This is a genomic window from Thauera sp. 63 (genome assembly GCF_000310165.2).
GTDB lineage: Bacteria > Pseudomonadota > Gammaproteobacteria > Burkholderiales > Rhodocyclaceae > Thauera > Thauera humireducens.
Map to the genome: position 1 here is coordinate 183,092 of NZ_AMXC01000001.1, position 21,268 is coordinate 204,359.

17 protein-coding genes are annotated in these 21,268 nt (G+C 66.9%); 14 read left to right on the forward strand and 3 right to left on the reverse strand.

What is annotated here, in order from left to right; translation table 11 throughout:
• The 4 genes from mfd (at window position 1) to serB (ending at window position 6,470) form a co-directional block, all read left to right on the forward strand.
• Entirely contained in the window at window positions 1-3,450 is a 3,450-nt protein-coding gene (mfd, locus tag C664_RS00920) for a transcription-repair coupling factor (RefSeq protein ID WP_004251509.1), read from the forward strand.
• A 16-nt stretch (window positions 3,451-3,466) separates the two neighbouring features.
• Complete coding sequence (corA, locus tag C664_RS00925; RefSeq protein WP_004251512.1) at window positions 3,467-4,432, forward strand: magnesium/cobalt transporter CorA; 966 nt, start codon at window positions 3,467-3,469, stop codon at window positions 4,430-4,432.
• A 131-nt stretch (window positions 4,433-4,563) separates the two neighbouring features.
• Entirely contained in the window at window positions 4,564-5,643 is a 1,080-nt protein-coding gene (locus tag C664_RS00930) for a 3-deoxy-7-phosphoheptulonate synthase (RefSeq protein WP_004251514.1), read from the forward strand.
• Window positions 5,640-6,470, forward strand: coding sequence for a phosphoserine phosphatase SerB (gene serB, locus C664_RS00935; RefSeq protein WP_004251517.1), 831 nt, complete (start codon window positions 5,640-5,642; stop codon window positions 6,468-6,470). Before C664_RS00930 ends, serB begins: the two co-directional genes overlap by 4 nt.
• Before the next feature lie 4 nt (window positions 6,471-6,474).
• Here the strand turns inward: serB and C664_RS00940 are convergent, their stop codons facing one another.
• On the reverse strand, window positions 6,475-7,206 hold the full coding sequence (locus tag C664_RS00940; RefSeq protein ID WP_051019092.1) for an ABC transporter ATP-binding protein: 732 nt from the start codon (window positions 7,204-7,206) through the stop codon (window positions 6,475-6,477).
• On the opposite strand from C664_RS00940, the gene C664_RS00945 reads away from it, so the two are divergent.
• Window positions 7,190-7,804: an arylesterase gene (locus C664_RS00945; RefSeq protein ID WP_038010598.1), complete on the forward strand. Its 615-nt coding sequence runs from the start codon at window positions 7,190-7,192 to the stop codon at window positions 7,802-7,804. The genes C664_RS00940 and C664_RS00945 overlap by 17 nt on opposite strands.
• Window positions 7,805-7,813: 9 nt before the next feature.
• On the opposite strand, the gene selD is transcribed toward C664_RS00945, so the two are convergent.
• Complete coding sequence (gene selD / locus C664_RS00950) at window positions 7,814-8,854, reverse strand: selenide, water dikinase SelD (protein WP_004251524.1); 1,041 nt, start codon at window positions 8,852-8,854, stop codon at window positions 7,814-7,816.
• Between the two features lie 47 nt (window positions 8,855-8,901).
• Between selD and mnmH the strand changes: the two genes are divergently transcribed.
• Window positions 8,902-9,945: a tRNA 2-selenouridine(34) synthase MnmH gene (mnmH, locus tag C664_RS00955; RefSeq protein WP_004251527.1), complete on the forward strand. Its 1,044-nt coding sequence runs from the start codon at window positions 8,902-8,904 to the stop codon at window positions 9,943-9,945.
• Here mnmH and C664_RS00960 read toward each other — a convergent pair.
• The gene (locus tag C664_RS00960) at window positions 9,942-10,496 is read right to left on the reverse strand and encodes a class I SAM-dependent methyltransferase (protein ID WP_004251529.1); all 555 of its coding nucleotides are present in this window, start codon (window positions 10,494-10,496) and stop codon (window positions 9,942-9,944) included. The two genes, mnmH and C664_RS00960, sit on opposite strands and share 4 nt — an antisense overlap.
• A gap of 275 nt (window positions 10,497-10,771) precedes the next feature.
• Between C664_RS00960 and C664_RS00965 the strand changes: the two genes are divergently transcribed.
• The 8 genes from C664_RS00965 (at window position 10,772) to minD (ending at window position 21,268) form a co-directional block, all read left to right on the forward strand.
• Complete coding sequence (locus C664_RS00965) at window positions 10,772-12,109, forward strand: sensor histidine kinase (RefSeq protein ID WP_232435043.1); 1,338 nt, start codon at window positions 10,772-10,774, stop codon at window positions 12,107-12,109.
• 165 nt (window positions 12,110-12,274) lie between these two features.
• Complete coding sequence (locus C664_RS00970) at window positions 12,275-14,962, forward strand: bifunctional acetate--CoA ligase family protein/GNAT family N-acetyltransferase (protein ID WP_004251532.1); 2,688 nt, start codon at window positions 12,275-12,277, stop codon at window positions 14,960-14,962.
• Between the two features lie 5 nt (window positions 14,963-14,967).
• A complete protein-coding gene (locus C664_RS00975) occupies window positions 14,968-15,816 on the forward strand; it encodes a D-hexose-6-phosphate mutarotase (RefSeq protein ID WP_004251535.1) in 849 nt (282 codons plus the stop codon).
• A 157-nt stretch (window positions 15,817-15,973) separates the two neighbouring features.
• Entirely contained in the window at window positions 15,974-18,328 is a 2,355-nt protein-coding gene (locus tag C664_RS00980; RefSeq protein WP_004251536.1) for a Tex family protein, read from the forward strand.
• Window positions 18,329-18,345: 17 nt separating this feature from the next.
• Window positions 18,346-18,723, forward strand: a complete 378-nt coding sequence (locus C664_RS00985; RefSeq protein WP_004251537.1) for an ArsC family reductase — start codon at window positions 18,346-18,348, stop codon at window positions 18,721-18,723.
• On the forward strand, window positions 18,720-19,580 hold the full coding sequence (hslO, locus tag C664_RS00990) for an Hsp33 family molecular chaperone HslO (RefSeq protein WP_004251538.1): 861 nt from the start codon (window positions 18,720-18,722) through the stop codon (window positions 19,578-19,580). The genes C664_RS00985 and hslO overlap by 4 nt, the downstream gene beginning before the upstream one ends.
• Before the next feature lie 66 nt (window positions 19,581-19,646).
• Window positions 19,647-20,423 carry a septum site-determining protein MinC gene (gene minC / locus C664_RS00995; protein WP_004251539.1) on the forward strand — a complete coding sequence of 259 codons (777 nt, stop codon included), beginning with the start codon at window positions 19,647-19,649 and terminating at the stop codon, window positions 20,421-20,423.
• 32 nt (window positions 20,424-20,455) lie between these two features.
• The gene (minD, locus tag C664_RS01000) at window positions 20,456-21,268 is read left to right on the forward strand and encodes a septum site-determining protein MinD (protein WP_082794246.1); all 813 of its coding nucleotides are present in this window, start codon (window positions 20,456-20,458) and stop codon (window positions 21,266-21,268) included.

The following is a 21,268-nucleotide window of genomic DNA, read 5'->3' on the forward strand; positions in this document are numbered from 1 at the left end:
ATGCCCAATCCCCTCGATTCCCTGCTCGCAAAACTCGCCACCAGCACCCTGCCCAAACCCGGCGCGCGGCTCGAGCTGCCGCCCCTCGCAGGGTCCGCCGATGCGCTCGCCGTCGCCCAGCTTGCCAGCCGTGGCCGCATGCTGCTCGTGATCACGGCCAATCCGCTGGATGCGCAGCGCCTGCAGGAAGAGATCGGCTGGGCCTCGCCCGGACTGCGGGTCCACCTGCTACCGGACTGGGAGACCCTGCCCTACGACAACTTCTCGCCGCATCAGGATCTGATCTCCGAGCGTCTATCCTCGCTGTACGCCATCACCCGCGGCGAGACGGACGTGCTGCTGGTGCCTGCGTCCACCGCGCTGTACCGCATGGCGCCGCCCTCTTATCTCGCCGCCTACACCTTCTTCCTCAAGCAGGGCGAGAAGCTCGACGTCGAGCAGTTCAAGGCGCAGATGGCGCTGGCGGGCTATGCGCACGTCACCCAGGTGGTGAGCCCGGGCGAATTCTCGGTGCGCGGCGGCCTGGTCGACCTGTTCCCGATGGGCTCGCCGCTACCCTTCCGTATCGACCTCTTCGATGACGAGGTCGAGAGCATCAAGACCTTCGACCCCGACACCCAGCGCTCGGTCTATCCGACCAAGGAAATCCGTTTGCTGCCGGCGCGCGAGTTCCCGCTCGACGACAAGGGGCGCACGCGCTTCCGCAGCCGCTTCCGCGAGACCTTCGAGGGCGATCCGACGCGTGCGGCGATCTACAAGGACGTCTCCAACGGCATCGCCCCGGCCGGCATCGAGTACTACCTGCCGCTGTTCTTCGACGACACCGCCACCCTGCTCGATTACCTGCCGGCCGACACGGCAGTGCTGCTGCACCGCGACGTGCCGGCTGCGATCGCGGAGTTCTGGAAGGACACACGCTCCCGCCATGATCTGTTGAAGGGCGACCGTACGCGACCGGTGCTGCCGCCCGAACAGCTTTTCCTGACCGACGAGGCCTTCTTCATTGCGTTGAAGAGCTTCCCGCGTCTGGCGCTTGGTGCCGAAGCCAATGCCGCTGCGACCGATGCGCTCGCCTTGCCGCCGCCTGACGTCGCCGTCGAGCGCAAGGCGACTGACCCGCTGCACAAGCTGAAGGTTTTCCTCGACGCCTTTGACGGCCGCGTGCTGCTGCTGTCGGACTCGCCCGGCCGACGCGAGACCATGGCCGAGTTCTTCGCCGAGTATGGGCTCAAGCCCGAGGCCAGCGCCGACTTCGGCGCCTTCATGGATTCCGATGCACGCCTCGCGCTTGGCGTCGCCCCGCTCGCGCGCGGCTTCGTGCTGCCCGCGGCGAAGCTCGCGGTCTTCACCGAGACCGAGCTCTACGCCGCCACCGCCCGCACCCGTGCCCGCCGCGACGCGCGCAAGGCAGCCACCATGGAAGGCTGGCTGCGCGACCTGTCGGAGTTGAAGGTCGGCGATCCGGTGGTGCATGTGTCGCATGGCATCGGCCGCTACCTGGGCCTCATCCACATGAACCTCGGCGAGGGCGATACCGAGTTCCTGCACCTGGAGTACAACGGCGGCGACAAGCTCTACGTGCCGGTGTCGCAGCTGCACGTGATCACCCGCTACGCCGGCGCCGATCCCGAAGCGGTCGACCTGCACCGCCTCGGCTCAGGCCAGTGGGAGAAGGCCAAGAAGAAGGCCGCGATGCAGGTGCGCGACACGGCCGCCGAGTTGCTCGCCCTCTACGCCCAGCGCGCGGCGCGCGCAGGCCATCGCTTCGACTTCAAGCAGCACGATCTGGAAGCCTTTGCCGAGGGATTCGGCTTCGAAACCACGCCCGACCAGCAGGCGGCCATCGATGCCGTGGTCAGCGACATGAAGTCGGGTCGGCCGATGGACCGCCTGGTGTGCGGCGACGTCGGCTTCGGCAAGACCGAGGTCGCCCTGCGCGCCGCGTTCATCGCGGTCGCGGACGGCAAACAGGTGGTGGTGCTGTGCCCGACCACCCTGCTCGCCGAGCAGCACTACCAGACGTTCGCCGACCGCTTCGCCGACTGGCCGATCAAGATCGCCGAGCTGTCGCGCTTCAAGTCGGCCAAGGAACAGGCGGAGGCGCTGCAGCTGCTGTCCGAAGGCAAGGTGGACATCATCATCGGCACCCATCGCCTGCTGCAGAAAGACGTGATGTTCAAGCGCCTCGGCCTGGTGATCATCGACGAGGAACACCGCTTCGGCGTACGCCAGAAGGAAGCGCTCAAGCAGCTGCGCTCCGAGGTCGACATCCTCACGCTGACCGCCACGCCCATCCCGCGCACGCTGGGCCTGGCGATGGAAGGCCTGCGCGAGTTCTCCGTGATCGCCACGCCGCCGCAGAAGCGCCTGTCGATCAAGACCTTCGTGCAACCTTCAAGCCGAGGCGTGATCCGCGAGGCGGTCCTGCGCGAGTTCAAGCGCGGCGGCCAGGTGTACTTCCTGCACAACGAGGTCGACACCATCGACAACATGCGTAACGACCTCGAGGAGCTGCTGCCCGAGGCGCGCATCGTGGTCGGCCACGGCCAGTTGCCCGAGCGCGAGCTCGAGCGCGTGATGCGCGACTTCACCCAGCAGCGCGCCAACCTGCTGTTGTGCACCACGATCATCGAGACCGGCATCAACATTCCGACCGCCAACACCATCATCATCAACCGCGCCGACCGCTTCGGCCTCGCACAGCTGCACCAGTTGCGCGGTCGCGTCGGCCGCAGCCACCATCAGGCCTACGCCTACCTGCTGACCATGCCGGGCGCCAAGCCCACCGCACAGGCGCAGAAGAGGCTCGAGGCCATCGCGATGATGGAAGACCTCGGCTCCGGCTTCTACCTGGCGATGCACGACCTCGAGATCCGCGGCGCCGGCGAGGTGCTGGGCGAGAACCAGTCGGGCGAGATCCAGCAGGTCGGCTTCAGCCTCTATACCGAAATGCTGAAACGGGCGGTCAAGGATCTGCAGGCCGGCAAGGAGCCGGACCTGTCGCAACCGCTGGAGGTGGTGTCCGAGATCAACCTCCACGCCCCGGCGCTGCTTCCCACGGACTACTGCCCCGACGTGCAGGAGCGCCTGACCCTCTACAAGCGCCTCGCGAACTGCGACACCGAAGACGATCTGCGCGCGCTGCAGGAGGAGCTCATCGACCGCTTCGGCGAAGTGCCGCCGCAGACCGCCGCGCTGATCGAGACCCACCGCCTGCGCATGCTGGTGAAGGACTACGGCGTGCAGAAGCTCGACGCCTCAGATGCGCAGATCAGCGTGCAGTTCGCCAAGGACGCACCGATCGACCCGGTGAAGGTGATCTTCCTGATCCAGAAGGACCGCAGCACGAAGATGGCGGGCCCGGAAAAACTGGTGCGCCGCGCCAGCCTGCCCAACCTCAAGGACCGGGTGAAGGCGGTGAAGGATCTGCTCGACGCGGTGAAGGCCTGAGCGAGGGCGGACCGGGATGCTCATCAACTGCACCGCCTACCAGCATGGACGCAAGCTTGCCGATCTGCCGGTCGAGGACATCAGCGACTACCTGCAGCAACCCGACACCTTCGTGTGGGTCGCGCTGAAGGACGCGACGCCCGGCGAACTGGCGGTGATGAAGGAGGAGTTCGGTCTGCACGAGCTGGCCGTCGAGGACGCCAACCACGGTCACCAGCGCCCCAAGGTCGAGGAGTACGACGATGAGCTCTTCGCCGTGATGCATCTGGTCGAGGAGCGCGAAGGTTTGCTCGAGGTCGGCGAGGTGCACGTCTTCGTCGGGCCCAACTACATCCTGTCGGTGCGCAACAACAGCAACCGGGATTTCCTCGGCGTCCGCGCCCGCTGCGAGCGCGAGCCGAAGATGCTCGCGAAGGGCTCGGGCTACGTCTTCTACGCCTTGATGGATGCGGTGGTGGACCGCTACTTCCCCTTGATCGAGAAGCTCGAGACCGAGGTCGAGACGCTGGAGGAACGCATCTTCACCAAGGGCGCGGCACGTTCCAACATCCGTCGCCTGTATCGCCTGAAGCGCAAGGTCACGCTGCTCAAGCATGCCGTGCTGCCGCTGATGGAAGCCGCCGGCAAGTTGCACAGCGGCCGCGTACCCGAGGTCTGCGCCAAGAGCCGGCACTACTTCCGCGACGTCTACGACCATCTCACCCGCATCAACGCGTCGCTCGACAGCATCCGCGACACCATCGGCACGGCGATCCAGGTGAACCTGTCGATGGTCACCATCGACCAGACCGAGATCAGCAAGCGCCTCGCCGCCTGGGCGGGCATCTTCGCCGTGGCGACGGCCTTCGCCGGCATCTGGGGCATGAACTTCAACCACATGCCCGAGCTGGAGTGGGAATACGGCTATCTGTTCGGCCTGGGGACGATCGCCGCGTCGAGCACCCTGCTGTGGTGGCGTTTCAGGAAGGCGCGCTGGCTGTAGCCGCCGCGCAAACGCTCGCGCAGCAAGGCGTCGCGCACGCCGGGCGGCGCCCTGTCGAGCAGGCGGAAGCGTGCTTCAGGTTACAATCCGCAGCCCCAGCCCCCATCTTCATGCCGCACCCGGAGTACCGAATGCCCCTCGCCCAGACCGAGAACCTCAACGTCGCCGCCTTCGATCACATGCCCTCGCCCGAGGAGATCAAGGCCCGCATCCCCATGACCGAGCGCGCAGCCGCATCCGTCGTCGCGGGACGCAAAGCCATCATGGACATCCTCGATCGCAAGGACCCGCGCGTCTTCGTCGTCGTCGGTCCGTGCTCGATCCACGACCCGGTTGCCGGCCTGGACTACGCACGCCGGCTCAAGAAACTCGCGGACGAAGTGTCGGACACCATGCTGCTGGTGATGCGCGTCTACTTCGAGAAGCCCCGCACCTCCACCGGCTGGAAGGGCTTCATCAACGATCCCTTCATGGACGACTCGTTCCGCATCGACGTCGGCATGGAGCGTGCGCGCAAGTTCCTGCTCGACGTGTGCGAGATCGGCCTGCCGACCGGCACCGAGGCACTCGACCCGATCGCGCCGCAGTACTACGGCGACCTGATCTCGTGGACCGCCATCGGCGCGCGCACGTCCGAATCGCAGACGCATCGCGAGATGTCGTCCGGTCTGTCGACCCCGGTCGGCTTCAAGAACGCAACCGATGGCGACCTTGAAGTCGCCATCAACGCCATCATCTCGGCTGCGCATCCGCACAGTTTCCTCGGCATCAACAACCAGGGCCAGTCTGCCATCACCCGCACCCGCGGCAACCCCTACGGTCATGTCGTCCTGCGCGGGGGCGGTGGCCGGCCCAACTACGACTCGGTGTCGATCTCGCTGGCCGAACAGGCCCTCGCCAAGGCCAAACTCGCGCGCAACATCGTCGTCGACTGCTCGCACGCCAACTCGTGGAAGAAGCCGGAATACCAGCCCCTGGTGATGAAGGACGTGATCCATCAGATCCGCGAGGGGAACGACTCCGTGGTCGGGCTGATGATCGAAAGCAACATCGTCGCCGGCAACCAGCCGATTCCCGCCGACCTGTCGCAGATGAAGTACGGCTGCTCGGTCACCGACGCCTGCGTGGGCTGGGAAACCACCGAGGAGATGCTCCGCAACGCGGCGGCCGTGTTGCGCGAAGCGAAGGGCACGCAGGAGCGCGTTGCATGAACCTCGTGGTGCTTGCCGAGGATGTCGACAGCATCGCGCTGAAGAACGTTGCAAAGCTCACCGGGGCGAGCGAGATCCAGCAGATCACGCCCCGCTCCTTCCGCCTCGTCGGCGCACGGGATCACGCCGAACTCGCTGCGACCTGCAGCGCCGGCGGGCTCGACCACGCCTGGTTGCCGGAAGGCCGGCGCCTGGCGGACTTCGGTCTGTTCGTCACCGACATGGATTCGACGCTCATCAACATCGAATGCATCGACGAGATCGCCGACATGCAGGGGCTGAAGGCCGAGGTCGCAGCGATCACCGAAGCGGCGATGCAGGGCGAGATCGACTTCCGCGAGTCACTCACTCGGCGCGTCGCGCTGCTGGACGGATTGCCCGAGCGTGCGCTGGAGGATGTCTACACCCAGCGTCTGCAGCTCAATCCGGGTGCCGAGCGGCTCATGCAGGGACTCAGGCGCGCGGGTATCCGCAGCGTGCTGGTGTCCGGCGGCTTCACATACTTCACTGAGCGCCTGAAGGCGCGTCTGGGCTTCGACCATGCCTTCGCGAACGAGCTGGAAGTCATCGACGGCCACCTCACCGGCCGCGTGATCGGCGCCATTGTCGACGGCGAGGCCAAGGCGGCGCACCTCGTGCGTATCCGTGATTCGCTGGGCCTTGCGCCGCACCAGGTCATCGCCGCCGGGGACGGGGCCAACGACATCCCGATGATGAATGCCGCTGGTTTCGGCATTGCCTTCCATCCCAAGCCGGTGTTGCGCGCCGTGGCCGATTGCAGCCTCGACCACAGCGGCCTGGACGGCGTGCTCGACCTCTTCGGCTGACCCCTCAGTCCTGCGCCGGAGTCGCCTCCGTGGTGACCTCCTCGCGCAGCCGGCCGGCGCTCATGCGCAGGATGCGGCCGCAACGGCGGGCGAGCGATTCGTCGTGTGTCACCAGGATCAGCGTCGTGCCGGCTTCGCGGTTGAGCTTGAACATCAGCTCGATGACCGCACGGCCCGTTTCGGCATCGAGGTTGCCGGTGGGCTCGTCGGCCAGCAGCAGGCGCGGATTGGGCGCGAACGCACGCGCCAGCGCGACGCGTTGCTGTTCTCCCCCCGACAGGTGCTTGGGGTAATGTCGCAACCGGCTGGCGAGGCCGACCCGCTCCAGCCACTGCGTCGCCACGCCGCGCGCATCGGGCAGGCCGGCCAGTTCGAGCGGCAACATGACGTTCTCGAGCGCGGTCAGGGCCGGCAACAGCTGGAAGGACTGGAACACGAAGCCGATCGCCTCGCCGCGCAGGGCCGCACGCGCATCCTCATCCAGGCGGAACAGGTCGGTGCCCTGCAGGCGCACGGTGCCCGTCGCGGGAACATCCAGCCCCGCGAGCAATCCCAACAGCGTCGATTTGCCCGAGCCGGAAGCGCCAACGATGGCCACCGACTCACCCGCGCCGACGGCAAAGCTGACTTCCTGCAGAATGTGCAGGTCGTCCTGCGTGTCGGCCACGCGAACGCGCTTGGAAAGGCGCTCGACCTCGATGACCGGAATGGAGAGTTCAATGCCGCTGCGATCCATCGCTACCTTCTTGTTCATGCTCATGTTTGCCGGCGCCGTGCAGGCATCGACGATCCTGGTATGGGGTGACAGCCTCTCGGCCGGCTACGGCCTGAAGTCCGGCGAAGCCTGGCCCACCCTGTTGCAGACGCGCCTGACGGACGAAGGGTTCCGTCACACCGTCGTCAACGCCAGTGTCTCGGGCGAAACCTCGGCCGGCGGCCGGTCCCGCCTGCCTGCGGCGCTGGAGCAGCACAAGCCGTCCATCGTCATCCTCGAACTCGGTGCCAACGACGGCCTGCGCGGGCTTCGTCCACAACTCATGGCGGAGAACCTCACTGCGATGATCGATGCAGCGCGCGCTGCCGGCTCGCAGGTCCTGCTCGTCGGCATGCAGATGCCGCCCAATTACGGTGCAGCCTACACGCGCCGCTTTGCCCAGACCTTCACCGACGTCGCGCAGGCACGCGAGGTGCCACTCGTTCCCTTCCTGCTCGACGGCTTTGCCGACCAGCCAGAACTCTTCCTGTCCGATGGCATCCACCCGACGGCGGAAGCCCAGCCGCGCGTACTCGACACGGTCTGGCAAGGACTCCAGCCCTTGCTCGGACGAAAATGACGGCAGGCCTCAGGCCACCGTCAGTACCGGCGACCCGGCCTGCATGCGGCCGATGACCTTGCCCGGCGCGCCCTGGGTGGTCAGGATCGCTGCCTGAACCGCTTCCAGCGCCTCCGGCGCGCACGCGATCAGCAGGCCACCCGAGGTCTGGGGGTCGGTCATCAGCTTGCGCTGCCATTCGGGCGCGTCCGCCGGCAACACGACATCGCTGCCGTAGCTCGCCCAGTTACGCGTCGAGGCACCAGTCGCAATGCCCTCGCGCACGAGGGCAGCAGCCTCCTCGATGACGGGCAGCGCATTGAAATCCACTTCGGCGCCCAGCCCGCTGCCGCGACACATCTCGAGCAGATGGCCGGCGAGGCCGAAGCCGGTCACGTCGGTGACCGCATGCACGCCGTCGATGTCCGCCAGCAGCGCGCCTGCCCGGTTCAGCGTCGTCGTCCAGCGGATCATCTGTGCGTAGCCGTCAGCCGACAGCAGACCTTTCTTGAGGCCCGCGGACAGGATACCGATCCCGAGCGGCTTGCTCAGCACCAGCACATCGCCGTCCCGCGCGCCCGCATTGGTCTTGACCTTGGCCGGATCGACGACGCCCAGGCCGACCAGCCCGTAGATCGGCTCCAGCACGTCGATCGAATGCCCGCCGGCGATCGGGATGCCTGCGTCGCGGCACACGTCGCCCCCGCCCTTGAGGATCTCGCCGATCACCTCGGGGGGCAGTTTGTCGAGCGGCATGCCGACCACCGCCAGGGCGAAGATCGGCGTGGCGCCCATCGCGTACACGTCCGACAGCGCATTGGTGGCGGCGATGCGGCCGAAGTCGTGCGGGTTGTCGACGATCGGGGTAAAGAAGTCGGTGGTCGCGACGATCGCCTGGCGATCGTTCAGGCGATACACCGCGGCGTCGTCGGCGGTGTCGGTGCCAACCAGCAGGTCGGGCGGCACGATGCCGGCAGGCATGCTGGCCAGGAGTTTGGACAGCACGCCCGGGGCGATTTTGCAGCCGCATCCGCCGCCGTGGGAGAATTGCGTCAGTTTGATTTCGTTCATGTTCGGGAAAGGAGTGGCGATGGCGCGGCAGCGCGCCCGCAAACATCATGCAGAAAGGCGTCGCGACCGTAGCACAGCTGTCCGGGTTTGACGAGATCATCGACGCCCGCACCCCGGCCGAATTCGCCGAGGACCACATCCCCGGCGCGGTGAATCTCCCCGTGCTCGACAACGAGCAACGCATCGTGGTCGGCACCATGTACAAGCAGCAGTCCGCCTTCGAGGCCCGCCGGCTGGGCGGGGCGCTGGTCGCCGAGAACATCGCGCGCCACCTGCAGACCTACCTGAAGGACAAGCCGAAGAGCTGGCGTCCGCTGATCTACTGCTGGCGCGGCGGGCAGCGCAGCGGCTCGTTCGCCACCTGGCTGCGGATGGTGGGCTGGGATGCGCACCAGTTGCAGGGCGGCTACAAGAGCTTCCGCCACCATGTCATCGACGACATCGCACGCATCGCACCGGCGCTGCACTGGCAGGTGGTGTGCGGGCCGACCGGCAGCGCCAAGACGCGGATACTCGAGGCGCTGGCGCGGGCCGGCGCGCAAACCCTGGACCTCGAGGATCTGGCTGCCCACAAGGGTTCGGTGCTCGGCGCCCTCCCCGACCGGCCTCAGCCCACCCAGAAGCGCTTCGAAACGACGCTGTGCACGCGACTGCAGGCTCTCGATCCGGCACGGCCGGTCTATGTCGAGGCCGAGAGCCGAAAGATCGGCGTTGTCTTCGTACCGGAACCGCTGATCCTCGCAATGCGACGCTCCGCCTGCATCGCCATCGACGCAACACGGGATGCGCGACTGAGCTTCCTCGTGCGGGACTACGGCTACCTGGGCGACGACGTCGCCCTTCTCCAGGCCAATATCGCCCGCCTGGCCGACCTGCAAAGCCGCGAGACGATTGCGCGCTGGCACGAACTGGCCGCGCAGCGCGACCTCAGCACCCTGTTCGGCGAGTTGATCGACCTGCACTACGACCCGCTCTACCGGCGCTCGCAGAACGGCAACTACGCGGGCTTTGCCACTGCGCCCCGGCTGTCGTGCGACGACCTCAGCGACGCCGGCATCCAGGACCTGGCCCGGCGCATCCTCTCGACCTAGGGCAGCATCAGCGTTCCGGGCTGGCCGCGCACGGCGCAGATGCGCTGGATGACGGCGGGGCGTGGCTGCTGCACCTCGCCCTGCTCGAAGGCCGCGATGGTCCAGTTGCCCGCGAGGCGTTGCAGCAACTCGTTCGGGCGCAGCAAGAATTCGGGATTGCTGGGCTTGCCGAAGCGCTCGTTGCCCAGCATGAAGGTCTCGTAGATGAGCACGCCGCCTGGCCGGAGCAGGTCCAGCAAGGGCTCGAAGCGCGGGCGGAACAGGTAGTTGGTCACCACCAGGCCGTCGAAGCTGCGCCCGCCATAGGGCCAGGCGCCCGCTTCGAGATCGGCCTCGAGCGTATGGACCTTGGGCAGTCCGTGCAGCAACTGCAGGGCGATGCCGTCGCGGTCGACCGCCTCCACCCGATAACCCCGCTGCGCCAGCCAGCGCGCATGCCGCCCGCTGCCGCAGGCAAAGTCGAGCACTTCGCCACCCGCGGCGATGAGGGGTGCGAAACGGGTCACCCAGGCGGAGGGGGTCACGGCGGAGGGATGAAGCTGTTCATGCATGGATGGGTCCGATAGTCGGCGGCCGCCTGTCGGCGGCGCGCGTATTGTGCAGGCTGCATTCTAACGGGCCCGCAGCTCACACGCCGGAACGCCGCGATGTTGCGAACTGTGCTATAGATTGCCCAACCGCAACAAGCCAATGGAAGCCCCTATCGCCTCCATTGCGAAAGGACCTCGAGCTGCGCGTGACAGCGAATCCAACGCCTGCCGCACTCGCGTACGGCTGGTGCCGACGGGGCGCGGCGGCATTCCTGCTTCTTATCCCGCAGGCCGCGATGGCGAGTACGGGTACGAACGCCCTCGCCGTGTGGTCGGTTCCCCTTGCCCTGCTCGCCGGCATCGTCGGCGGTTTTCTTCTCGGGCGCAGATTCAGGGCGCAGGGCCGGACAGGTCCGACCGACGGCGCGACAGTCGCTCCGGAAGCCACCAGAGTCGCGGGCGAATCACGCGCGGAGCGCAAGGCGCCCCGGTCCGAGCGGCCGGCAGTCCGGGTGCTGACCCACGGCGACAACCAGCCGGACATCGACATGGTGGAATCGGTGCGGGAAGTCATCTTCCGTACCGACGACACCCTGCATCTCATCTTCCTCAACCAGGCCTGGGGCAAGCTCAGCGGCTATGCCGTCCAGCGCTGCCTCGGCAAGCCCCTGATCGACTACTTCCATCCGGACGAGCGCGAGCGCGCCGGCCAGCTCCTGCACGATGTGCTGCATGGGTTCAGCAACGACGCGGAGTTCGAGTTCAGATTGCGTACGCGCGGTGGCGAGATCCGCTGGGTCGAGGTGACCTGCCGCGCCGTCGGCGGGGCCGATGGCGCGGCGGCGGGGCTAGCGGGAACGATCGACGACATTTCGGTACGCAAGGTGGCCGAGCTGACCCTGCGCAACCTCAATCAGGAGCTCGAAGCGCGCGTACGCCTGCGTACCGCCGAACTCGAAGCCTCCAACCGGGAGCTCGAGGCGTTCTCCTACTCGGTGTCGCACGACCTGCGCAGCCCGCTGCGGGCCATCGACGGCTTCGCCCGCATCGTCGAACAGGAACTCGAAGGCCGCATCGAACCGAACGTGCGCACGTATCTTGAGCGCATTCGCAAGGCCACCGAGCGTATGGCCGAACTCATCGACGCCCTGATCCAGCTGGCGACCCTGACGCGCCAGCCACTGCGGAAGGAAACCTTCGATCTGTCCGAGTTGGCGCGCCAGATCATCGATCAGCTGACGGCGGAGGAGCCCGAGCGGAAAGTCGAGTTCGAGATCACGCAGGGACTCGTCGTCACCGCTGACCGTGGCCTGATGCACGTGATGCTGGAGAACCTACTGCGCAACGCATGGAAATTCACCGCGCGGCAGCCAAAGGCACGCATCGTGTTTAGGGCTGAACGCACCGCCGGGCGGCGGGTGTTCTGCGTCGAGGACAACGGCGCCGGCTTCGACATGGAGCACGCTGGCAACCTGTTCCGCCCCTTCCACCGGCTCCACGCGCCCGAGGACTTCCCGGGTACGGGCATCGGGCTGGCCACCGTGCAGCGCATCGTGCAGCGCCATGAGGGCACCATCCGCGCCGAGTCCAGGCCCGGGGACGGCGCCCGCTTCCTTTTCTCGCTCGGGAATTGATCATGGGCGCTACCCTGTTCGAGCAAGCGGTGCGCACTAGGGGAAACACCGATGTGCCGAGCCGCCTACGTTATTGTGCACTGCAGTATAATCTGCGGATAAGTTCTGGCCTCCGCAGGCGAGATCGTCGCAAGACCAGATCATCTACTCATTCGGGTTGCCGCCATGAAAGACAAGCACTATCTCACTCCGCTCCTTGAGCCGCGCTCGGTCGGGATCATCGGTGCCAGCGAACGCGAGAGCTCGCTGGGCGACGTGCTCATGCGCAACATGCTCAACGCGGGCTTCAAGGGCAAGCTGTTCGCCATCAACCCCAAGCATGAATCGGTTCACGGCGTCGCCTGCTACAAGTCGGTCGAGGACGTCCCGCAGCGCCTCGACCTGGTGGTGATCGCCGTCCGTGCCGAAAAGGCGCCGGCCATCATGGACAGCTGCGGCCGGGCGGGCGTGAAGGCCGCCATCCTGTTGTCGGCCGGATTCTCCGAGGCCGGCCCGCGCGGCGCCCTGCTCGAGCGCCAGGTGATCGACGCCGCGCATCGTCACCGCATCCGGCTGCTCGGTCCGAACTGCCTGGGCATCATGCGCCCGCAACTCGGCCTGAACGCCACCTTTGCCCATGCCACGGCGCTCAAGGGCAGCATCGGCCTGATCTCGCAGTCGGGCGCGCTGTGCGCCGCCATTCTCGACTGGGCCAAGCCCAACAACGTCGGCTTCTCCGCGGTGGTGTCGCTGGGCTCGTCCTCCGATATCGACTTCGGCGAGGTGCTCGAGTACATGATCTCGGACCCGCGCACCGAGAGCATCTTCCTCTACGTCGAAGGCATCCGCGACGCCCGCCGTTTCATGAGCGCGCTGCGGGGCGCCGCGCGGGTCAAGCCCGTGCTGCTGATCAAGGCCGGCCGCCACCCGGAGGCCTCGAAGGCGATCCTCTCGCATTCGGCCGCGCCGATCGGTGACGATGCCGTGTTCGACGCCGCGCTGCGCCGCGCAGGCGTCATCCGCCTGTACAACATCGGCCAGCTCTTCGCCGCCGCGAATGCGCTGTTCTCGCACTTCCGTCCGCGCGGCAACCGCCTCGCGATCATCACCAATGGTGGTGGCCCCGGCGTGATGGCTGCCGATCGCGCGTCCGACATCGGAATTCCATTGGCCGATTTCTCCGAAGGCACGATGGAGAAGCTCAACGCCGCGCTGCCGGTCAACTGGTCGCGCGGCAATCCGGTCGACATCCTCGGCGACGCCGACTCGGAACGCTATGGCAAGGCACTGAAGGCCGTGCTCGAAGGCCCGAACGTGGACGGCGTGCTGGTCATGTTGACCCCGCAGGGCATGACCAACCCCAGCGCCGTCGCCGATGCCGTCATCGAGCTCGAGAAGACCGCCGACAAGCCGGTCGTGGCCTGCTGGATGGGCGAGGAGCTCGTCACCGAGTCGCGCCACAAGTTCAGCGCCGCGGGCATTCCGCATTTCCGCACACCCGAGCCGGCGGTCGAGCTCTTCAGCCACATCTCGGCCTACTACCAGAACCAGAAGCTTCTGATGCAGACCCCCTCCTCGCTGTCCCACCTTTCGCCGCCTTCGATCGAAAGCGCGCGGCTGGTGATCGAGATGGCCTTGTCGGAGCGCCGCAAGAAGCTCAACGAGATGGAATCGAAGGCGCTGCTGGCGGCCTTCCGCATTCCCATCGCGCAGACCGTGGTCGCGCGATCGGCCGCCGAAGCCATGGTGCTGTCCGCCGAGATCGGCCTGCCGGTGGTGATGAAGATCGACTCGCCCAACATCGAGCACAAGTCCGATGTCGGCGGCGTGCGCCTCAACATCCGCAGCCTGGCCGCGGTGCGTTCGACCTACCAGGAGATCCTGGACGAGGTGAAGCGCGTGCAGCCCGACGCGGTGATCAACGGCATCGCCATCGAGCCCATGATCCAGAAGCGCAATGGCCGCGAGCTGGTGGTCGGCGTCAAGCGCGATCCGGTGTTCGGCCCGGTCATCACCTTCGGCGAAGGCGGCAACCAGGTCGCGGACAACCGCGACATCGCCGTCGCCCTGCCGCCGCTCAACAGCTTCCTGGTCAAGGACATGATCCGTTCGACGCGGATCGCCACCCGCCTGGGCGAATTCCGCAACCTGCCCGCGGTGGACATGAATGCGCTGGAGCTGGTCCTGCTGCGCGTGTCCGAGATGGCCTGCGAGCTGCCGTGGATCACCGGGCTCGAGATCAACCCGCTGATCGTCGACGAGAACGGCGCGGTGGCGGTCGACGCGAGCATCGTTGTCGACAACGTGTCGCCGACGGCCGATCGCTACGACCACATGGCGATCCATCCTTACCCCTCGCACCTGACCCAGACCTGGATCGTGCCCGACGGAACGGTGGTGACCATCCGCCCGATCAAGCCGGAGGATGCCGAACTCGAGATCGAGTTCGTGCGTGGTCTGTCGCCGGAGACCAAGTACTACCGCTTCATGAACACGATGCGCGAACTGCCGCCGGCCATGGTCGCGCGCCTGACGCAGATCGACTACGACCGGGAGATGGCGTTCCTCGCCACGCTCGAGGTCGACGGCAAGGAGAAGGAAATCGGCGTGTGCCGCTACGCGGTGAACCCGGACGGCGAGTCATGCGAGTTCGCCGTGGTGGTGGCGGACGACTGGCAGCACCGCGGGCTGGCGCGCAAGCTCATGGGCGTGCTGATCGAGACCGCGCGCAGCCGCGGCATCGCCTACATGAACGGCGTGTTCCTCTCGAGCAACGAGCGCATGCTCAAGTTCGTGCAGAAGCTCGGCTTCGTCCTCAGCAACGACCCGGAAGACAACACCGTCAAACTCGGCGTGTTGCCGCTGCAGGACTGAGCGCGATGACCGCAGGCATTGAACGCATCGACTTCCGCGGCCTCCCCGCGCTGCGCCTCGGCACCCGAAATGGCGCCTCGGCCGTCGTGAGCCTGTTCGGCGGCCAGGTCCTGTCCTGGACGCCACCGGGCGGCACAGACCGGCTCTACCTCAGCCCGAACGCCGTGCTCGACCGCAAGACACCGATCCGCGGCGGCATCCCCGTCTGCTTCCCCCAGTTCGCCGATCTCGGCACGCTGCCCGCACACGGTTTCGCCCGCACCCGCGACTGGTCGGTGCTGACCGAGCGCGGCAGCAAGGATTACGCCCTCGTCACCCTGGGCCTGGTCGATGACGAGGCCACGCGCGCGCTGTGGCCGCACGCATTCTCGGCCGAACTCAGCATCCTGCTCGAAGAGAGCCGGCTCGATCTCGAGTTCGAGGTCACCAACACCGGCGATGGCGATCTCGAGTTCACCGCGGCGCTGCACACCTATCTCGCCGTGCGCGAGGTCGAGGAATCGCGCCTCGAAGGCCTGCATGGCTTCAGCTTCCGCGACAAGACCGACGCCAACCGCATCAAGCGCGACAGCGGCGACGTACTGCTGATCGAGGGCGAGACGGATCGCGTCTATCACGACGTGCAGCGGCCGGTGTTGCTGCGCGAATACGACCGCAGCCTGGGCATCAATGCCGACGGCTTTCCCGACGTGGTCGTGTGGAACCCGTGGATCGAACGCAGCAAGGCCATCGCCGACCTGCCCGACGACGCTTTCCGCCACATGCTGTGCGTCGAAGCAGCGGCCGCGCAGCATCCGGTCCGACTCGCGCCGGGCGAGAGCTGGTGGGGACGGCAGACGCTCGTCGCGCTCTAACTCATCGCGCCGGACCTGTTCTGGCGCTGCTTTCCGCATCGACGCCACGTCCTGAAGGCGCCCTGCGGCGCGCCGCAGCCGGAACCGCAGGACTTGTCGCACGGGGCGGCTTGCTGCACCATCCCGCCCTTCGTTTCACCCCCTACGCACCGCCACCATGCTCCCCCCGATCGAACACCGCATCGCCGAAGAACTCGGCGTGTCCCCGCGCCAAGTCATCGCTGCCGTCCAGTTGCTGGACGACGGCGCCACCGTGCCCTTCATTGCACGCTACCGCAAGGAAGTCACTGGCGGCCTCGACGACACCCAGCTGCGTACGCTGGACGAACGTCTCGGCTATCTGCGCGAACTGGAAGACCGCCGCGCCACGGTGCTGGCCTCGATCGACGAACAGGGCAAACTCACCGCCGAGCTGCGCGTCGAGGTCGAGAACGCCGACACCAAGCAGCGGCTGGAAGACCTCTACCTGCCCTACAAGCCCAAGCGCCGCACCAAGGCGCAGATCGCGCGCGAGGCCGGCATCGGACCGCTGGCCGAAGCCCTGCTTGCCGATGCGACTCTCGATCCCGACCTCGAGGCCGCGAGATACCTGAATGCCGAAGCCGGCTTCGGCGACGTCAAGGCGGTGCTCGATGGCGCGCGCCAGATCCTGATGGAAGTGTTCGCAGAGGATGCGACCCTGCTCGGCGAACTTCGCAACTATCTGCATGAATACGGTCAGGTACGGTCGGCGGTGATCGAAGGCAAGGAGACCGAAGGCGCCAAGTTCCGCGACTGGTTTGAGTTCGCCGAGCCGATCGCCACCATGCCCTCGCACCGCGCACTGGCGTTGCTGCGCGGGCGCAACGAAGGCGTGCTGCGGCTGACACTCGACGTCGACCGACCCGACGCCGAGGCGCCCCACCCCTGCGAAGGCCGCATCGCCGCGCGCTTCGGCATCCGCAACCAGGGCCGGCCGGCTGACCGCTGGCTGGCCGACACGGTGCGCTGGGCGTGGAGCGTGAAGATCTCGATCCATCTCGAGTTGGAGTTGATGGGCGAACTGCGCGAGCGTGCCGAGGAAGAGGCGATCCGCGTCTTCGCGCGCAACCTCAAGGACCTGCTGCTGGCCGCGCCGGCCGGAACGCGCCCGACCATCGGCCTCGATCCGGGCATCCGCACCGGCGTCAAGGTCGCGGTGGTCGATGCCACGGGCAAGCTCGTCGACACGGCGACCGTCTATCCCTTCGAGCCGCGCCGCGACCGTGAATCCGCCATCGCCACCATCGCCGCACTGGCGAAGAAGCATGCTGTCGAGCTGATCGCGATCGGCAACGGCACGGCCTCGCGCGAGACCGACGCGCTTGCGGCGGAGTTGATGAAACGCTACCCGGAACTGCCGCTGACCAAGGTCGTGGTGTCCGAAGCCGGGGCTTCGGTGTACTCCGCGTCCGAGCTCGCCGCCAAGGAATTCCCGGATGTGGACGTCAGTCTGCGCGGCGCGGTCTCCATCGCCCGCCGCCTGCAGGACCCGCTGGCCGAACTGGTCAAGATCGACCCGAAGTCGATCGGGGTAGGCCAGTACCAGCACGACGTCAACCAGGGGCGTCTGGCCAAGAGCCTCGATGCGGTGGTCGAGGACTGCGTCAATGCCGTCGGCGTCGATGTGAACACCGCCTCGGTGCCGCTGCTGGCCCGTATCTCGGGCCTGAACACGACGCTTGCCGGCAACATCGTCGAGTACCGCAACAGCAAGGGGCCCTTCCGCAGCCGCGACGCGCTGAAGGAGGTCCCGCGCCTCGGCCCCAAGACCTTCGAACAGGCCGCGGGCTTCCTGCGCATCCCCAGCGGCGACAACCCGCTCGACGCCTCCTCGGTCCACCCCGAAGCCTATCCGGTGGTCGAGCGCATCCTCGCCAGGGTGCAGAAGAGCGTGCGCGAGCTGATGGGCAACGGCAGCTTCCTGAAGTCGCTGAAACCGGCCGAATTCACGGATGAGCGCTTCGGCCTGCCGACGGTGCAGGACATCCTCGCCGAACTCGAGAAGCCCGGCCGCGATCCGCGCCCCGAATTCCGCACCGCGGCCTTCCGCGAGGGCGTCGAGACGCTGAAGGACCTGCAGCCCGGCATGCTGCTCGAGGGCGTGGTCACCAACGTCACCAACTTCGGCGCGTTCGTCGACATTGGCGTGCATCAGGACGGCCTGGTGCACATCTCGGCCTTGTCGAACACCTTCGTCAAGGATCCGCACAGCGTGGTCAAGGCCGGCCAGGTGGTGAAGGTCAAGGTGCTGGAAGTGGACATCCCGCGCAATCGGATCGCATTGACGATGCGCATGTCCGACGAGCCGGCTGCCCGACGCGCCGAGCCGGGCGGGCGTTCCGCGCGCAGTGGCGACAGCCAGGACCGTGGTGGCAACAGCGCCCGACCGCGCTCTGCCGCCCAGGCGCCACGTCGCGAACAGAACGACCGCCAGCGGCCTGGCGGCAACGCGTTGGCCGACGCCTTCGCCCGTGCGCGCGGCAGCAAGTGAGCAGCGGAGGAGCTGATATGCGCCCGGTGATCTACGGCATCAAGAACTGCGACACCATGAAGAAGGCCTTTGCCTGGCTGGACGATGCCGGCGTGGCCTACGATTTCCACGATTACAAGAAGGCCGGCATCGACGCCGAAACGCTTGCGCGCTGGTGTGCCCGCAGCGGCTGGGAAGCGCTGCTCAACAAGCGCGGCACCACCTGGCGCAAGCTCGCGCCCGAGCAGCAAGCCATCGCCGGCGAGGCTGATGCCATCGCCCTGATGCAGGCCCAGCCCAGCCTCATTCGCCGCCCCGTCGTCGATTGCGGCGCTGGCGCCCTGCTCGTCGGCTTCGACCCCGACGCCTTTACCGCCGCGCTCAAGGGCGCGGCCCCGACGGAGCAGAATCCATGAGCACCTCTCCCGCCAGCTACGTCCAGCGCTTTTTGCTGGAAGACCTCGACATCCGCGGTGCAGTCGTCCGCCTGACCGATGTATGGCAGGCCATGCAGCACGGACGCGCCTACCCCGAAGCCGTCGCCCGCCTCCTGGGCGAGATGAGTGCGGTGTCCGCCGTCATCGCCGGCAACCTCAAGCAGCCCGGACGGCTCACCTTCCAGGTCTCGGGACACGGCCCGGTCAGCCTGCTGGTGATCGACTGCAGCGAAGCGCTTAACCTGCGCGGCTATGCCAAGGCCGAAGGCGTGCTGACTGGCGACTCGCTTGGTGACCTCGTCGGCGACGGGCGACTGCAGCTCTCGCTCGACGTCGAGGGCATGGACCAGCCCTACCAGAGCCTGGTGCCGCTCGAGGGCGACAGCATTGCGGCGTGCTTCGAGCACTACCTCGAACAGTCCGAACAGCAACCGGCCGGGCTGTGGCTCGCGGCCACCGAACACGCTGCAGCGGCACTCTTCGTGCAGAAGCTGCCAGGCGCGGACGCCAGGGACCTCGACGGCTGGTCGCGCGTGCAACAACTCGCGAACACCGTGCGCAACGACGAACTGCTCGGCCTCGAACCGCAGGAGATCCTGCGCCGCCTGTTTGCCGAGGAGAACGTGCGCCTGTTCGAACCCCGCGCCGCCACCCATGACTGGCCGGCCGACCCCGAGAAGGTCGCCACCATGCTGCGCAGCCTGGGCGAGGACGAAGTCCGCGCGATCCTTGCCGAGCACGGCGAAATCGTGGTGCACGACGACATGTCGAACCACACCTACCGCTTCGACGCCGCTGATGTCGATGCACTATTCCAGCCGCGCACCCTGCACTGAGTCTACTCCCTTGCTCCATCGCACGCGCGTCAGTACACTCCCTTGATTTTGAAGAAGCTTCCGTCCATGTCCGCTTCCGCGCCCGTCCGTCCGATCGAGTTCCGCAACACCACGCTCGGTGCGACCGTCGCCATGCTGCAAGCCACCGAACCGCCCGCCCTGGCGGACGCCCTGCACAAGATGCTCGGCGGCATGCCCGACTTCTTCAACGGCGAAGCCGTCGTCCTCGATTTTTCGGGTCTGCGTGAGGTTCCCGCGACGATCGACTGGGCGGGCCTGAATTCCCTGCTGCGCCGTTACCGCCTGCAGCCCATCGGCGTGTTCAGCCTGCCAGCCGAGCATGCCGAGTCGGCACGTCGCGCCGGCTTCGCCGAACTCGACGCAGCCGCGCTTCGTGAGCGGCCGGCAGCGCAGGCCCCCCAGGCCCCTGCCCCAGCGCCGGCACCCGCGGCAAGCCAAGCCCCCGCGCCTGCGCCGACTTTGCCCCCTCAAGGCATCCAGCCGACCCTGTTCGTGGACCGCCCGCTGCGCTCGGGCCAGCAGATCTATGCGCGCGGCGCCGACCTGGTGCTGATCGGGGGCGTGAGCCCCGGCGCCGAAGTCATCGCCGACGGCAGCATCCACTGCTATGGCCCGATGCGTGGCCGCGCCATCGCGGGTGCAAACGGCGATGAGCGTGCGCGCATCATCGCCAGCAACTTCGGGCCGGAACTCGTTTCCATCGCCGGCGTGTTCCGCACCTTCGAACGCGGAATTCCCGAGACGGTTGCCGGACGGGCGGCCCAGGTGCGTCTGACGGGCGCCGACCATACACTCAACATCGAACCGCTGCCGCTCGCCTGAGCGCGGCCACACAGCACGAACAAGGGGAAACCGTGAAAGTCATCGTCGTAACGTCAGGCAAGGGCGGTGTGGGCAAGACCACCACCAGCGCCGCATTCGCATCCGGCCTCGCCCTGCGCGGCTTCAAGACTGCGGTGATCGACTTCGACGTCGGCCTGCGAAATCTCGACCTCATCATGGGTTGCGAGCGCCGCGTGGTGTATGACCTCGTCAACGTCGTGAATGGTGAGGCGCGCCTGAACCAGGCCCTGATCAAGGACAGGCACTGCGAGAACCTCTTCATCCTCCCCGCCTCGCAGACCCGCGACAAGGACGCGCTGACCGAGGAAGGCGTCGAGAAGGTGCTCGAAGAACTGCAGCACATGGGCTTCGATTACGTGGTGTGCGACTCGCCCGCAGGCATCGAGCGTGGCGCCGTGATGGCGCTGACCTTCGCCGACGAGGCCATCGTGGCGACCAATCCCGAAGTGTCCTCGGTGCGTGACTCTGACCGCATCCTCGGCATCCTGCAGAGCAAGTCGAAGCGCGCGCGCGAGGGCGGCGAGCCGGTCAAGGAACACCTGCTGATCACCCGCTATTCGCCCAAGCGCGTCGAGGACGGCGAGATGTTGTCCTACAAGGACGTGCAGGAGTTGCTGCGCGTGCCGCTGATCGGCGTGATCCCCGAGTCGGAATCCGTGCTGCATGCCTCCAACCAGGGAACGCCCGCGATCCACCTCAAGGGCACGGACGTAGCCGAAGCCTACGGCGACGTGGTGTCGCGCTTCCTCGGCGAGGAGCGCCCGCTGCGTTTCGTTTCCTACGAGAAGCCGGGGCTGATCAAGCGCCTGTTCGGAGGGAAGTGA

Bases quoted from the DNA above. Each gene is read 5' to 3' on its own strand.
- mfd (WP_004251509.1), top strand. From the start codon at position 1: ATGCCCAATCCCCTCGATTCCCTGCTCGCAAAACTCGCCACCAGCACC.
- corA (WP_004251512.1), top strand. From the start codon at position 3,467: ATGCTCATCAACTGCACCGCCTACCAGCATGGACGCAAGCTTGCCGAT.
- C664_RS00930 (WP_004251514.1), top strand. From the start codon at position 4,564: ATGCCCCTCGCCCAGACCGAGAACCTCAACGTCGCCGCCTTCGATCAC.
- serB (WP_004251517.1), top strand. From the start codon at position 5,640: ATGAACCTCGTGGTGCTTGCCGAGGATGTCGACAGCATCGCGCTGAAG.
- C664_RS00945 (WP_038010598.1), top strand. From the start codon at position 7,190: ATGCCGCTGCGATCCATCGCTACCTTCTTGTTCATGCTCATGTTTGCC.
- C664_RS00940 (WP_051019092.1), bottom strand. From the start codon at position 7,206: ATGGATCGCAGCGGCATTGAACTCTCCATTCCGGTCATCGAGGTCGAG.
- selD (WP_004251524.1), bottom strand. From the start codon at position 8,854: ATGAACGAAATCAAACTGACGCAATTCTCCCACGGCGGCGGATGCGGC.
- mnmH (WP_004251527.1), top strand. From the start codon at position 8,902: ATGCAGAAAGGCGTCGCGACCGTAGCACAGCTGTCCGGGTTTGACGAG.
- C664_RS00960 (WP_004251529.1), bottom strand. From the start codon at position 10,496: ATGCATGAACAGCTTCATCCCTCCGCCGTGACCCCCTCCGCCTGGGTG.
- C664_RS00965 (WP_232435043.1), top strand. From the start codon at position 10,772: ATGGCGAGTACGGGTACGAACGCCCTCGCCGTGTGGTCGGTTCCCCTT.
- C664_RS00970 (WP_004251532.1), top strand. From the start codon at position 12,275: ATGAAAGACAAGCACTATCTCACTCCGCTCCTTGAGCCGCGCTCGGTC.
- C664_RS00975 (WP_004251535.1), top strand. From the start codon at position 14,968: ATGACCGCAGGCATTGAACGCATCGACTTCCGCGGCCTCCCCGCGCTG.
- C664_RS00980 (WP_004251536.1), top strand. From the start codon at position 15,974: ATGCTCCCCCCGATCGAACACCGCATCGCCGAAGAACTCGGCGTGTCC.
- C664_RS00985 (WP_004251537.1), top strand. From the start codon at position 18,346: ATGCGCCCGGTGATCTACGGCATCAAGAACTGCGACACCATGAAGAAG.
- hslO (WP_004251538.1), top strand. From the start codon at position 18,720: ATGAGCACCTCTCCCGCCAGCTACGTCCAGCGCTTTTTGCTGGAAGAC.
- minC (WP_004251539.1), top strand. From the start codon at position 19,647: ATGTCCGCTTCCGCGCCCGTCCGTCCGATCGAGTTCCGCAACACCACG.